This window comes from Rhodoferax sp. GW821-FHT07G04, assembly GCF_059418585.1.
In genome coordinates this window covers 1-1,154 of the sequence record NZ_JBWKQD010000023.1, presented here as the reverse complement: position 1 = coordinate 1,154, position 1,154 = coordinate 1, and the positions used below count along the sequence as shown (strand labels likewise).

General features: G+C 59.8%; 1 protein-coding gene. It reads left to right on the top strand.

Annotated features, from left to right (window positions below):
- A partial coding sequence (locus tag AC07OO_RS25515; protein WP_495084987.1) for an Ig-like domain repeat protein occupies nucleotides 1–1,154 on the top strand: 1,154 nt, incomplete at both ends.

Sequence of the window (1,154 nt, the reverse complement as noted above, 5' to 3'; positions counted from 1 at the left end):
CTGCCCACGGGACAGGTCACCTTCTATGACGGTGCCACCTCCCTGGGCAACGTCACCCTGGTCAATGGCTACGCCACACTGGCCGTCAACACCCTGGCTGCGGGCAACCACAGCATCACGGTGCAATATGCGGGAGATCCCAACACGGCAGCGGCCACCTCGGCGGTGGTGAACCAGACCGTCATTGCCACGCCGGTCAGTGTGAGTCTGAGCAGCTCGGCCAATAGCATCAATGCGGGCAACCAAGTGACCTTGACGGCCAATGTGTCGGGTCTCAGGGACCTCAGCAGTGTGCCTACGGTTAAAACCGCTGGTTTAGCTGTATCCGGCAACACCGTAACCCAAACAGCCGCGTATACCGGCAACTTTGACAACGCGATATACAGCACCGCTGGCTATATCGGTGGGGCCAATGTGAGCTTCAAGGTACTCAACGCCAGCAGCGACTTCGGTATCGGCCTCAATACGGACCCAGCGACCGATAACAGCTACAACAGCATTGATTGGTGCTTCTACTACTACTCCGGAACACTGTACGCCGAAGAATTTACACCGCAGGGCGGTTCGAACGTCGTGAACATCGGTAGCGGGGTTCCAGGTGATGTCCTAGGCGTCAGCTATGACGGCACCTCAATCCGCTATTGGAAGAACGGCACTGTTTTGCGCTCGGTGGCTGCGACCATCACGCAACCACTGTATCTGGATACTGCCTTCCGCGGCGCCAATAGCCAGGTCAACATCCTGGGCTTCTCTGGGCAACCGGCCCCAGGTGCCAATGGCACGGTCACCTTCTACGATGGCCAAACAGTATTGGGTACAGCCAATGTCGTTGGTGGTGTTGCCACCCTCACGACCAATGCGCTGACCAATGTCGGCAATTCCAGCATCACCGCTGCCTACAGCGGCGATGGCTACAACGCCAGCGCAGCCTCGGCCGCCAGCACCATTGCCGTGGCTGCTACTGCAGTCATTCCCGCCACCACCACAACCCTGAGCAGCTCAGCCGCCAGCACGGTTGCCGGCCAAAGCGTCAACTTCACGGCCACCGTCACCGGCGGCACCAACGGCACGCCCCTTACAGGCCTGGTCACCTTCTTCAACGAAGCCGGAGCCATCCTGGGAACCGCGGCGGTTGCCAACGGCCAAGCCGTACT